Raw genomic sequence first — 12,529 nt, forward strand, 5'->3', positions numbered from 1 at the left:
CAGGGCGGTGACCCGCGTGGTGGGCTTGGGCGTGGTCACTGGGGCGGTCGCTCCTTCGGGTCGCTGCGGTCGTCCGGCCGGGCCAGTTCGTGGGAGAGCTCGGCCAGGTCGGAGCCGCCCGCCATCTCGGTGGTCAGCCGTTCGAGGCTGATCTCCGCGCGCGGGTGGCTACCGGCCATCCTGCCTCGTCGCAGCAGCGTGAAGTGGTCTCCGACGAGATATGCGTGGTGCGGATTGTGGGTGATCAGCACCACGCCGAGCCCGGCCGCCTTGGCCGCCGCGACGTACTTGAGCACCACCCCGGACTGCTTGACGCCGAGCGCGGCCGTCGGCTCGTCCAGCACCAGCGCCTCCGCCCCGAAGTGCACCGCCCGCGCGATCGCCACGCACTGCCGCTGGCCGCCCGAGAGGGTGCCGATCGGCTGGTCGACGTCGGCCAGCTCGACGCCCATCCGGGCCAGCGCGTCCCGGGTGATCTCCCGCATCCGGGCGGTGTCCAGGCGGAACGGACCGCCCAGCTCCGCGCCGAGGAAGAAGTTCCGCCAGACCGGCATCAGCGGCACCACGGCGAGATCCTGGTAGACCGTGGCGATGCCCCGGTCCAGTGCCTGCCGGGGCGAGTCGAGCCGTACCTCCTCGCCGCCGATCAGGTAGCGGCCCTCGTCGTGCCGGTGCAGCCCGGCGATGATCTTGATGAGGGTGGACTTCCCCGCGCCGTTGTCCCCCAGCACGCAGCTGATCCGCCCCCGCTCGACCGTCAGCGAGACGTCCTCCAGGGCCCGCACCGAGCCGTACGTCTTCCCCACGCCCTCCAGTTCGAGCAGCGTCATCGCCCTCGCCCCCGCTCCGCGCGGTGTTTGACGTAACTGTTGAGCAGGGCCGCCAGCAGCAGCATCGCGCCGAGGAAGAACTTGAACCAGTCCGGGTTCCACTGCGCGTACACGATGCCCTTGCTGGTCATGCCGAAGATCAGCGCGCCGAGCGCCGAGCCGACGACGGAGCCGTAGCCGCCGGTGATCAGACAGCCGCCGATCACCGCCGCCACGATGTAGATCAGCTCGTTGCCGACGCCCTCGCCGGACTGCACGGTGCCGAAGGAGAACAGCAGGTGCTGGCCGAGCACCCAGGCGCAGAAGCCGACGCCCAGGTAGAGGCAGGTCTTGGTCCGGGCGACCGGCACGCCGACCGCGCGGGCGGCGGCCGCGTCGCCGCCGACCGCGAAGATCCAGTTGCCGAAGCGGGTGCGCAGCAGCACCCAGCTGCCCGCCGCGACCAGGCCGAGCCACCACCAGACGGTCGCCTTGACGGTCAGGCCGCCGACGGTGAACTCGGAGGCGAAGAGCAGGCGGCAGGATTCGAAGCCCTGCATGTCACCGATCGGCTTGGTGCTGACCGTCCCCGAGACGAGCTTGGTGACGCCGAGGTTGGCGCCGGTCAGCATCAGGAAGGTGCCGAGGGTGACGATGAAGCTGGGCAGCCTGGTGCGGCTGAGCACCCAGCCGTTGAAGCCCCCGACGGCCAGCGCCACCACGAGCGAGACCAGCACGCCCACCCACGTCACGGCCGTCAGCTGGTAGGAGACCATCGAGGAGGTCAGCGCGGCGGCGGTGACCAGCACCCCCGCCGAGAGGTCGAACTCGCCGCCGATCATCAGCAGCGCGACCGGCACGGCCATGATCCCGATCGTCGAGGCGGCGTAGAGCACGGTGCCGATCGAAGAGGCCCGCAGGAAGCTGTCGGCCGTGACGGAGAAGAACAGGAAGACAGCGACGGCCGCCAGCAGCGCACCCAGCTCCGGCCGGGCCCTGCGCCGCCGCACCCGGGGCTCAGCGGTGAGCAGGTCGGGCGGCGCGCCCGCCGGGCTCACCGGGTGCCCCGGGCCACGTACCGGGCCAGCGCCGCCGCGTCGTCCTTGGTCAGCACCTGCGGGCCGGTGAGCACCGGCTTGCCGCCGCCGAGCGCGTCGAGGTTGTAGCGGTGGAGCCAGAGCAGGTCGACGCCCTGGTAGCCCTGGAGGTACGGCTGCTGGTCCACGGCGAAGCCGACGGTGCCGGCCTGCAGCCCGGCGACCACGTCGGTGCCGAGGTCGAAGGTGTCGGTCTCGACCGGGCGGCGGGCGTCCTGGACGGCGTGCAGGGCGGTCGCGGCGAGCGGGGCGCTGAGCGTGAGCACGGTGTCCAGCGCCGGGTCGGCCTGGAGCTTCGCGGCGATCGCGGCCCGCGCGTCGGGGAGGTTCACACCGTCCACGTACAGGGTCTGGAGGCTGCCGGAGAAGGTCGCGGCGGCGCCCGCACAGCGCTGCTCCTGCCCGACGTTGCCCTGCTCGTGGATGACGCAGATCGCCGCGTGCCGCCCGCGCCCGGTCAGGGCGGTGCCCGCCGCCTGCCCGGCGGTGGTCTCGTCCTGGCCGATGTGGGTGAGGGCGCCGAACTTCGCCGAGAACTCGGCCCCCGAGTTGATGCTGATCACCGGGATGCCCGCCACCTTCGCCTTGCCGAGCACGGCGGCCAGCGCGTCGCCCTTGGCGAGCGAGACCAGCAGGCCGTCGACGTGCTGGTCGACGGCAGCCTGGACGAGCTGCACCTGCCCCTGGGTCTGCGCGTCGTTGGAGTAGAGGAAGGTGATGTTGTCCTTGGCGGCGGCCTGCTCGGCGCCCTTGCGGACGGTGTCCCAGAAGGCGTCGCCCGCCCCCGCGTGGGTGACCATCGCCACCCGCCAGCGGGGGGTGTCCACGGCCCCGCCCGCTCCGGCCGAGCTTCGTGTCCGGGCCTGCTCGGCGCGGAGCCCGCCCGTGCTGCTGCATCCGGCCACCAGTACGAGGAGCAGCAGCAGCGCTGCGGTACGTTTCACTGTCCCAGTGTCGGGGGCCGGGGGCGGTGGCGCCGCTGCGCACCGCCGGGCGGGTGAGCGGAGTCTGACGATCTGACAGTCGGCTGCGGGAGGCCTGGGCGTCCGGCCGACTCGCTGGGAGAACCCTGGGGCCGTCCGTCGGACTTCCCGGCCCGGATGGCAGACTGGATACGGCTGTACAGCCGATTCTCAGAAAAACGTGATGTTCCTCTCAGCTTCCTTTTCCGGTCGCTGGCAACTGATCACCCGTTCGACACCGTCTGACCTCATTGAATGCGTACCGGGCAAGTGGGGCCCGGTCGGCTGGCGACCCGGATACGAGAACTTGATGCAACTGACTGGCACCCCCTTCCTCATCCTGACGGTGGTCCTCGTACCGCTCTCCATCGCGGTGGCGATGCTGCTGTGGGGACGGGTGCGCGGGCCGAAGCCCGTCCAGTTCCTCGCCAGACTCGTGATGATCCTCTTCGCCCAGATCACGGCCGTGACGACGGTCTTCGTCATGGTCAACAATGCCAACCTGATCTACGGCAGCTGGGACGACCTGCTCGGGACGGGCAACCACATCCGGGCGGTGCCGCAGATCCCCGCCGACAACCCCCACGGGGCCTCGGGCAGCAACGACGCCAAGACCGAGCCGAAGGTGATCCAGCAGTTCAAGAGCGTGGACGACCCGGTGGTGCCGAGCGACGTCCAGCGGACGGAGCTCCAGGGGCGGGTCTCCGGCGTCGACGGCGAGGTGCTGGTCTGGCTGCCGCCGCAGTACAACGACCCGGCGTACAAGGACAAGAAGTTCCCGGTCGTCGAGCTGCTGCCGGGCTGGCCGGGCTCCTCCAGCACCTGGTACGGCACGCTCAAGGTCTCCGAGCGGCTCAAGCCGCTGATGCAGGACGGGCAGGTCACCCCCTTCATCCTGATGTCGCCGCGCACGCTGCTGCTCGGCAACTCCGCCGACACCGGCTGCGCCAACGTGCCCGGCAAGGTCAACGCCGACACCTGGCTCTCCCGGGACGTCCCGCAGATGATGCTGGACAACTTCCGGGTCGACCCCTCCCCCGACCGCTGGGCCGTCGCCGGCTACTCGGCCGGCGGGCACTGCGCGGCGAAGCTCGCCCTGTCGCACCCCGACCGCTACCGCGCGGGCATCAGCCTCTCCGGCTACAACGACCCGGCCGCCGAGGACAAGTCGCTCACCGCGAAGGACCCGCACCTGCGGCAGATCTCCAACCCGCTCAACATCCTCAAGAGCGCCACCACCCCGCCGAAGACCGCCCTCTTCATCAGCGGCAACAAGGGCGACGGCTACGAGGGCGGCCTGGCCCTGAAGAGCGCCGCGAAGGCCCCCACCACCGTCACCGTGCAGGAGACCTCCGGCGCCCACAGCAGCGACGTCTGGGGCCCGATGGTCCCCGAGGTCTTCAAGTGGCTGTCGACCCTCATCCCCGCCCAGCACTGACCCGCCGGCCCCGCCCGTCTGTACCGGGCGGGGCGCTGTGCTGTTGAGGTGCCATGCTTCAGAGCTGCTGCGGCACGGGGTTGTCCGGGGAGTCCAGCCACGGGGTGCAGCGCGTGTACTCCACGGTCAGGCCGAAGCGCGTCAGCTCCGGCCTGCCCTGCCGCTCCCACCAGGCCAGCGCGCGCTCCACGGCCTGCCAGAGCCGCCGGGGGCCCGCCTGGTACACGGTCGTACTGGCCCGCTCCCACCGCACCGCCGCCCACGACCTGTCGGTGAGCCCGTAGAACCACGCCGTCGTGGTGTCGTCGCCCTGCTGCTGGGCGACGTGCGTCAGGTGCGGCACCGCGAGGCCGATCACGAACCGCTGCACCGACCACCGGTCCCCGAGGTCGTCCGCCGCGAGCGTCGTCCGGTGCTTCGCGTCGGCACCGCCCGGGAACTCGGGCACGTACGCGGCGTGCTCGGGAAAGGCGAGCCGCTGGCTGCGGGCCTTCATGAACTCCACCATGCGGGTGAAGTGCCCGGAGGCCGCGTTCCCGTCGCCCACGGTCAGCCTGACGACAGCGTCCAGCGCGCTGAAGTCGGTCCCCCACGGCGCCACGATCACCCCACCCGGCCCGGTCTGCCGGACCCACGCGCGGGGGATGTCCCGGACTCCGTACGTCGCGATGATCCGGTCGTACGGACCGCCCTTGGGCCAGCCCAGCTGTCCGTCACCGGTGACGAGCTCCGGCCAGAGGCCGTGGCGGGTGAGCCTGTGCCGTGCCCGCTGCGACACCGACTCGTCCACCTCCACGCTGACCACGTTCCGGGAGCCGATCCGCTGCGCCAGCAGGGCGGCGTTCCACCCCGGCCCGGTGCCCAGATCGAGCACCTTCATGCCGGGCCGCACGTCCAGGTCGCCCAGCATCGACATGACCACACTCGGCATGCTCAGGCTGCTGGTCGCCACACTGCCCGGGTCGGTGCCGGTGTGGTCGCCGTCGTCCCACTGCGTGACGAGCGGTACGTCGGCGCCGACGGCCGTCGACCAGGCGTCGGGGGCCTCACTGCGGTCCACCGCCGCATTCCGGCCGGTGGCCATGTCGAACGCCCAGGCCACATCAGGTGTGAACGCCGCGCGGGGCACCGCCTCGAACGTCTCCGCCCACTCAGGCGCCATCGAACCGTTGGAGAGCAGGACCCGCCCCAGCTCACTGCCGAGGCGGCCCGCTCCCTCCGAGAGGGTCTCGCTCACTTGCGGTGGCCCCCGTCACCGGGCGGGCTCTGGCCGTCGGGTGACGGCGGTGGCGGTGGTGCGGGCGGCTGGATCGGCGCGGGGTCGCCCCCGTGCCCACCGTCGTTCCGAAGGATCACGATCACTCCCTGACTGGTTGTGCCCAACGGGCGGACACCCGTGGGGGTTTGCAGCCCGGCCCTCATCGAACCGAACTTCCTGCCCTTCAAGCTTCGGCAACCCGTACTACCCTGAACAGTGCTGACGACCCAACAACTGCTGTGTTCAGGAAGCGGTGCCGAGCTGTGGTGAGCCCTCGGGATCTTGACCCCTCCGAATCCCCAAAGGCCTTCTACGGGGCGGAACTTCGCCGGTTGCGCAAGACCGCCGGACTCTCGCAGGACCAACTGGGCGAGCGGGTGTTCTGCTCGGGCACCTACATCGGCCAGATCGAGGCCGCCACCCGCAGGCCCCAGCAGGATCTGTCCGAGCGCCTCGACACGGCCCTCGGCACGGACGGGCACTTCTCCCGACTCTGTCCGATGGTCACGCGCTCCGGCTTCGCCGAGTACTTCACCAAGGCCGCCGAGTTGCAAGCCATAGCCCTGACGATCAGCGAGTACGCGCCGGCTCTCGTCCCGGGCCTGTTGCAGACCCCCGAGTACGCGCGGGCGGTCTTCCGCGCGGCTCAACCGCTGCGGTCGGCATCCGACATCGACGACTGGGTCGTCCGCCGCATGGAGCGGGCTCAGATCATCCACGATCCAACAAGGCCCATGTTCTGGGCCGTCCTGGACGAGAGCGCCGTCCGGAGGCCCATCGGCGGGGCGGCCGTGATGCACGGTCAGCTCTCGCACCTCGCGGCCCTGGTGCGAGACTGCCGCATCATCGTGCAGGTACTGCCGTTCGCGGCCGGTGCCCACTCGCTGCTCGAAGGCGCGCTCTGCCTGATGACCTTCGCCGACGCTCCCCCGGTGGCCTACGTCGAAGGGCCGCACGCCGGTCAACTGATTGATGATCCGGCCTTTGTGGCGAAGTGCCTGCTGTCCTACGATCTGGTCAGGGCTGCCGCGCTGTCGCCGGAGGCGTCCCTGGCCCTGCTCGACTCGGCGGCGGAGGACCACGCACATGAGCAAAACTGACCTGACCTGGCGCAAGAGCACCTACTCCGGCGGCAACAACGGCAACTGCATCGAGATCAGCGAGGATCTCCTGTCCGCCGGCATCGTGCCCGTCCGCGACAGCAAGGACCCCTCGGGCCCACAGCTCCACTTCACCAAGGAAGCATGGGCCGCGTTCGCGACCGCCGCCGCAGCCGGTGCGTTCGGCACGATCTGACGCTCCATCCGCAGGCCCCGGCCCACGACCGGCCGGGGCTTCTGGGTGTCCGGCTACTGCCCTCGTCGGCGCTGTGCCTCGTCCAGGGCGTCGGCCCGCTGCCGTAGCTCGGCCGCGATGTCGTCCCAGTCGGGGCCGTGCAGGTAGAGGCTGTGTGCCGCCGTGCGCATCAGCTCCGGATCATCCGGCCGCTGTAGGAGGACCAGCCGGTAGGCCAGGTTGCGGACCCAGACCGGGAGCAGACCGTCGACCACGTACGGGCACAGCTCGCGCAGCATGGCCAGGATCGACTCCGCCTCGGCGAAGGTCAGACGCTCGACGAAGTAGTGGTCATCGTGGTCGCGCCCGCACTTCGGCGCGGGCCGGTACTCGTCGCCGTAGAGGCACCGGGCGTACTCCGTCAGGGTGCTGTGCATGACGTGGGAGCCTACGGCGCCGTGAGCCGGCGCCCGCGCGCGTTTCGGCTCAGACGGCGGCCCGGCGCTTGCCGCGTTGGCGGCGCGGGTACGGGAAGAGCCGCGGGGAGCGTTTGGCGGCCACGTCCTCGACCCAGCCGAAGACCAGCACCAGCAGAGCGATCACGGGGAGCGCCACCATCAGCGGGAACCACGGGCTGGTCAGCAGCCAGTGGAAGTGCTTGTAGATGAAGTCGACTGTCCAGAGGGGATCGATCAGCGGAATGGCGAGCACCAGGGCGGTCTCGTGCCAGAGGTAGACGCTGACGGCCCGCGAGTTCAGCAGGCTGACCAGGCCGTTCCAGCGTTCCAGCGGACTGGGCCACTGCTCCCAGGACGGACTGACGTGGAGCAGGATGGCGACGAAGCCGAAGGACCACAGGGCCTGAGCGATCGGCCAGCTCTCGATGTCGGTGGGACTGCTCGGATCGGCCGGCCGGGTCTGCAGGTACCACCAACCGGCCACCATCACCAGTGGCGCGATGGACGGCACGACGTACTGCGGGATCTTCTTGAGCAGGCCCTCCTGGTGAGCCATGCCGAGGATCCAGCAGGAGCCGAAGGTGGTGAAGTCGGTCGCGGTCTCCCAGACCCGGCCGTAGATGAACTCCTGGTTCGCGAAGAGCGCGTTCATGACGATCGACAGCGTCAGCGGCACGAACAGCGTCACCCACGGCAGCCGCCGCAGCGCCCACCGCATCAACGGTGAGAGCAGGACGTACCAGAGGTAGGCGCGGAGGTACCAGAGCGGGACGACGGTCTGCTCCGCCCAGATGTGCTCCAGGTGGTGGTGGAAGCCGTTCAGCGAGTCGGCGTACGGCGGAGTGCTCAGCGGCAGGATCCAGAACGCCAGCTTGGCCCACCACCAGTTGGGGTGGCCTTCGGCGTCGGGCCCCCAGCCGTCGAGGATCTGGGCGGTGATCATGATCGCGCCGAACAGCCACATAGGTGGCAGCAGCCGGCGCAGTCGGCTCCGGATGACGCCGAGGGCGGGTCGGCTGAGCGAACGTGCCATCAGCGCCCCGGCCAGCGCGAACATCACGCCCATCGACGGGAAGACGATCGGCAGCCAGAACCAGCCGAAGTTGTGGTAAAGCACCACGCGGACCAGCGCCAGCGCGCGCAGCAGGTCGAGGTAGCGGTCCCGACCGCCCTTGCGCTTGGGCGCAGCCTCCGGCTCGGGCTCAGGCCCCGGCTCCGGTAGCCGCATGTCGGGGATGCGCAGTTGGACGGTGTCCTGGCCGAACCCGAACTCGATCGATGCGGTCATGGTCAGGCCTCCACCGGTACGGAAACCTCGCCGGTGCGCCGGAGCTTCTGCCAACGCAGTCGGCCTCCGGTCAGCGCCGTGATCGAGGACTGCAGCAGGACGATGTACATCAGCTGCCGGTAGACCAACTGCTGGATCGGCAGGGTGATCAGGTGCCAGGGCTTCTCGCCGTCGAGGTGGAAGGCGTACCAGGCCAGGACGCCCTGCAGCACGATGAAGCCGCCCCAGCTGGCGAGGGTGACCGGGGCGTTCGTGAACAGCACGCCGTACAGGAAGAACAGGTCGACCAGCGGCGCGAGCAGCGGGGCGACCACGCCGAACAGCACGACGAACGGCAACCCGAGCCGGCCGAAGCGCCCGGCCGGGCCGCTGGCGGTCACGGCGCGGCGGTGCTTCCACATCGCCTGCATGGAGCCGTAGCTCCAGCGGTACCGCTGGGACCACAGCTGCGGGAGGCTCGCCGGGGCCTCCGTCCAGGCGCGGGCGCGCTCGGCGTAGACGATCCGCCAGCCCTCGCACAGCACCGCCATGGTGATGTCGGTGTCCTCGGCCAGGGTGTCGTCGCTCATCCCGCCGACCTGCTCCAGGGCCTCCCGGCGGAAGGCGCCGACCGCCCCGGGGATGGTCACGATGATGTTGAGCATGTCGTACATCCGGCGGTCGAGGTTGTGACCGAGGACGTACTCGATGTGCTGCCAGGCGCCGATCAGGCTGTCGCGGTTGCCGACCTTGGCGTTGCCCGCGACCGCGCCGATCGCCGGGTCGCCGAAGGGCTGGACCAGCTCGCGCACGGTGGACGGCTCGAAGACGGTGTCGCCGTCCATCATCACGATGATGTCGTACGAGGCGGCCGCGATGCCGGTGTTGAGCGCGACGGGCTTGCCGCCGTTGACCTGGCGGATCAGCCGGACGAACGGCAGGTTCATCGCCTCGACGATCTCCGAGGTGCCGTCCGTCGACCCGTCGTCGATGACGATCACTTCGATCGGGTAGTCGCTGGCGGCCAGGGAGTTGAGGGTGTTGGCGATGCACTCGAGCTCGTTGTAGGCCGGTACCAGCACCGTGACGGGTGCGGTGATCGGCGGCCCCCAGGCGTCGCGCCGCTTGGACCGGCGGGCGTGGATCGGTGCGAGGACGAGCATCAGCGCGAACCGGCCGAAGTTGAGGAAGCCGACGACGGCCAGCAGCCCGACCAGCACCGGCAGGCTGAACACGGCAGCCTGGGTCGCCCAGATGAACGCCTTGCCCGCCCAGAGCTGGTAGCCGTGCACCGGCACCATGGCGCTGGGAGCGCCGAGCGCCTCGGAGATGGTGGCGAAGTGGTAGCCCTCGCCCTGGAGCTTGTCGATGATCTGCTCGAGCGCGGTGACGGTCTGGGCGCGGTCACCACCCGCGTCGTGCAGCAGGATCAGCCGGCCCGCGCCGGGAGTGGGCGGCATCGCCGCCTTGACGATCGCGTCGACGCCGGGGCGCTTCCAGTCGTCGGTGTCGGCGTCGATGAACGCGGTGAGGTAGCCGTGCGCGCCCACGTACTTGATCACCGGGTAGGTCCAGTCGTCCAGCGCGGAGGCGTCGGAGGAGTAGGGCGGGCGGAACAACGCGCTGTGGACGCCCGCGACGCCGGCCAGTGCCACCTGCGTCTGCGCCAGCTCCCACGCGATCCGGGCGTGCGACTGGTACACCAGGTCGGGGTGGGTGAAGGTGTGCACGCCGATCTCGTTGCCGCCCGCGACGATCTGCCGGATCAGCTCCGGGTTGCGGGTGGTCATCGAGCCGGTCACGAAGAAGTCGGCCTTGATGTGGTGGGCCGCGAGCACGGCCAGGATCTTCGGGGTCCACTCCGGCGAGGGGCCGTCGTCGAAGCTCAGCACCACGGTGCGGTCCGGGATGCGGTAGCTCACGGGGTTCGCGTTCTTGGCGCCACGGGCGTCGATGATCGGGCCGCCCTTGAGCAGGTCGTCCGGCACGGTCGTCTTGTCGACCGAGGTCGCGATCCGGGTGTCGTGGAACACCTCGTTGGTGGCGAGGCCGCGCAGGACGAGGAGCGCCAGCAGGCAGGCCAGCAGCGACAGCGGCATGACGAAGCGCAGTGGCGGCGCGGCCAGTCGGCGCTGCCTCAGCAGGGACTGCCGGCGGCGCTGGTGGCGGGACAATGGCGCTCCTGGAGATGGGTGGTGCGGACGATCAGGCGTGCTTGGTGGGCAGACCCGGAGGCGTTGCCCGGTGCGGGGTGCTGGTCGTGGGCTTCGACGTCGTCGGCTTCGGCGTGGTGGGCTTCGACGTGGTGGTCGTGGGCTTCGACGTGGTGGCCGAGCTCCTCGCACGGGGTGGCGCGGACCGGGTGGCCGTGGGAGGCGCGGACGACGGGATCGACGGGGTGGGCGACGGCACGGGCGGGAGCGACGGGGACAGGGTCGGGGACAGCGAGGGCTGCGCCGGTATCCCCATCGCCGGGGCGTCCGACTGCACACCGATCAGGCTGCCGGCCATGGCCGCCGCCAGAACCGCGCCGACCACCGAGACCGGCCAGCCGAGGCCCCGCAGCAGACGGCCGCGCAGACCCGTCTGGTCGACGAAAACCGGCGCGGGAGCGGGCTCTTCGGAATTCGACTCATGCATGTCAGGCTGCACCCGGTGCGCCGATGGTTGTTCGTTGGAAGTCATGACTGGGCGCACCTTGCGGGGCCTTTCAATGCAGGTACGTAGGCAGGTACTTGGGGCAGGTACTAAGACCGCGAAAAGGTAGAGCGAACACTAGTGCACCGACCTGAGGCGAATTAGTCCTGATGTCCGCATTTGGCGCCATCTGCCCGGTCGTTGTAATCGGATCGAAATGCCGATCTGCACATCACCGCCGAGGGGTGGGAGTTGCGCGCTTCGTTAGGATGTCCCCCTTCCATGTGATCAACCGCTGATCCTCAAAGGAGCCCGAGTGAGCCAGCCCCGCCGCACCTCTCGTCGCCGTGCGTGGGCCGTGCTCACACTGCCGGTCCTGGTGTGCGTCCTCGCCTCGTGCTCCGCGAGCCCCGCTGCCGGACCCGCCACCGGCCGGGGGGCCGACAACGCCGCCCCCGCACAGGGCACGGCCGCCCCCAGCGCCTCGCCGACCCCGACCGGACCACCGGGAACCCTGTTCGACAACTTCCACTACAGCGGCGCCGACGACCCCTCGCTCGCCGCCCACGGCTGGCAGGTCCGTACCGACGGGGGCACCCCGGGCATCAAGGACACCTGGTCCCCCGCCGGTGCCGGGTTCCCCTCGGACACCACCGCCCAGGGGGGCCGGGTCCTGCAGCTGCGGGCCACCACCGACGGCACCAAGCAGGGCACCAAGCAGACCGAGGTGCTGAGCACCGGCACGGCCTTCCTCACGGGGACCTTCGCCGCGCGGATCTACCTCGGCGACGAGCCGACGAGCGGTAAGGGCGGCGACCACATCGTCCAGTCCTTCTCGGCGATCTCCCCGGACGACACCTCGGCGAACTACAGCGAACTCGACTACGAGTACATGGCGAACGGTGGCTGGGGTTCGGTGGGCCCGCAGCTCGACACGACGAGCTGGTTCAAGTCCGATCCGCCGGACCGGGTCACCCACGCGGTCAAGCAGCACCTCAAGGGCTGGCACGTCATGGTGATCACCGCCGTGAACGGGAAGGCGACCTACTCGATGGACGGCAAGGAGCTGTTCACCAGCTCCGGCAAGTACGTCCCGCGCGAGAAGATGGACATCCACTTCAGCGACTGGTTCATCGACCTTCCCTTCACCGGCGGCCCGCGCAACTGGGACATGAAGGTCAACTGGTTCTACTACAAGGCCGGCGAGGCCGTCTCACCGGCGGACGTTCAGAAGACGGTGGACGGCTTCTACGGTGCCGGCACCGACTACGTGAACACCGTGCCGAAGTCCTGACCCCGGCCCCCCGGACCCTGACCCCGGCCCCGGA

The 12,529-nt window shown here is 70.1% G+C and carries 12 protein-coding genes; 4 read left to right on the forward strand and 8 right to left on the reverse strand.

Annotated features, from left to right (window positions below):
- Window positions 1–35: 35 nt before the first annotated feature.
- Genes ACR68M_RS04345 through ACR68M_RS04355 form a run of 3 tightly spaced genes read right to left on the reverse strand, consistent with a single transcriptional unit; the run spans window position 36 to window position 2,850 of the window.
- Window positions 36–830 (reverse strand): ATP-binding cassette domain-containing protein, encoded by a 795-nt coding sequence (locus ACR68M_RS04345; RefSeq protein WP_441249055.1) that lies wholly within the window; start codon window positions 828–830, stop codon window positions 36–38.
- Complete coding sequence (locus ACR68M_RS04350; RefSeq protein ID WP_441249056.1) at window positions 827–1,867, reverse strand: ABC transporter permease; 1,041 nt, start codon at window positions 1,865–1,867, stop codon at window positions 827–829. The genes ACR68M_RS04345 and ACR68M_RS04350 overlap by 4 nt, the downstream gene beginning before the upstream one ends.
- Window positions 1,864–2,850, reverse strand: a complete 987-nt coding sequence (locus ACR68M_RS04355) for a substrate-binding domain-containing protein (RefSeq protein ID WP_441249057.1) — start codon at window positions 2,848–2,850, stop codon at window positions 1,864–1,866. Before ACR68M_RS04355 ends, ACR68M_RS04350 begins: the two co-directional genes overlap by 4 nt.
- A 328-nt stretch (window positions 2,851–3,178) precedes the next feature.
- Here ACR68M_RS04355 and ACR68M_RS04360 point away from each other — a divergent pair, with 328 nt between their 5' ends.
- The gene (locus ACR68M_RS04360) at window positions 3,179–4,306 is read left to right on the forward strand and encodes an alpha/beta hydrolase (protein WP_441249058.1); all 1,128 of its coding nucleotides are present in this window, start codon (window positions 3,179–3,181) and stop codon (window positions 4,304–4,306) included.
- A 58-nt stretch (window positions 4,307–4,364) separates the two neighbouring features.
- Here ACR68M_RS04360 and ACR68M_RS04365 read toward each other — a convergent pair whose 3' ends face one another.
- On the reverse strand, window positions 4,365–5,543 hold the full coding sequence (locus tag ACR68M_RS04365; protein ID WP_441249059.1) for a methyltransferase domain-containing protein: 1,179 nt from the start codon (window positions 5,541–5,543) through the stop codon (window positions 4,365–4,367).
- Window positions 5,544–5,896: 353 nt separating this feature from the next.
- On the opposite strand from ACR68M_RS04365, the gene ACR68M_RS04370 reads away from it, so the two are divergent.
- The gene (locus ACR68M_RS04370) at window positions 5,897–6,664 is read left to right on the forward strand and encodes a helix-turn-helix domain-containing protein (protein WP_441249060.1); all 768 of its coding nucleotides are present in this window, start codon (window positions 5,897–5,899) and stop codon (window positions 6,662–6,664) included.
- Window positions 6,651–6,860 carry a DUF397 domain-containing protein gene (locus tag ACR68M_RS04375; RefSeq protein WP_441249061.1) on the forward strand — a complete coding sequence of 70 codons (210 nt, stop codon included), beginning with the start codon at window positions 6,651–6,653 and terminating at the stop codon, window positions 6,858–6,860. The genes ACR68M_RS04370 and ACR68M_RS04375 overlap by 14 nt, the downstream gene beginning before the upstream one ends.
- Window positions 6,861–6,913: 53 nt before the next feature.
- On the opposite strand, the gene ACR68M_RS04380 is transcribed toward ACR68M_RS04375, so the two are convergent.
- From ACR68M_RS04380 to ACR68M_RS04395, 4 genes are all read right to left on the reverse strand, one after another.
- A complete protein-coding gene (locus ACR68M_RS04380) occupies window positions 6,914–7,276 on the reverse strand; it encodes a hypothetical protein (RefSeq protein WP_441249062.1) in 363 nt (120 codons plus the stop codon).
- A 49-nt stretch (window positions 7,277–7,325) separates the two neighbouring features.
- Complete coding sequence (locus ACR68M_RS04385; protein ID WP_441249063.1) at window positions 7,326–8,585, reverse strand: acyltransferase family protein; 1,260 nt, start codon at window positions 8,583–8,585, stop codon at window positions 7,326–7,328.
- A 2-nt stretch (window positions 8,586–8,587) separates the two neighbouring features.
- Window positions 8,588–10,663, reverse strand: coding sequence for a bifunctional polysaccharide deacetylase/glycosyltransferase family 2 protein (locus tag ACR68M_RS04390; RefSeq protein ID WP_441251509.1), 2,076 nt, complete (start codon window positions 10,661–10,663; stop codon window positions 8,588–8,590).
- A gap of 106 nt (window positions 10,664–10,769) precedes the next feature.
- Window positions 10,770–11,249: a hypothetical protein gene (locus ACR68M_RS04395; RefSeq protein ID WP_441249064.1), complete on the reverse strand. Its 480-nt coding sequence runs from the start codon at window positions 11,247–11,249 to the stop codon at window positions 10,770–10,772.
- 268 nt (window positions 11,250–11,517) lie between these two features.
- On the opposite strand from ACR68M_RS04395, the gene ACR68M_RS04400 reads away from it, so the two are divergent.
- Window positions 11,518–12,495, forward strand: a complete 978-nt coding sequence (locus ACR68M_RS04400) for a glycoside hydrolase family 16 protein (RefSeq protein WP_441249065.1) — start codon at window positions 11,518–11,520, stop codon at window positions 12,493–12,495.
- Window positions 12,496–12,529: the final 34 nt, after the last annotated feature.

Origin of the sequence: Kitasatospora sp. McL0602, from assembly GCF_052076145.1 — a bacterium.
Taxonomy (GTDB): Bacteria; Actinomycetota; Actinomycetes; order Streptomycetales; family Streptomycetaceae; genus Kitasatospora.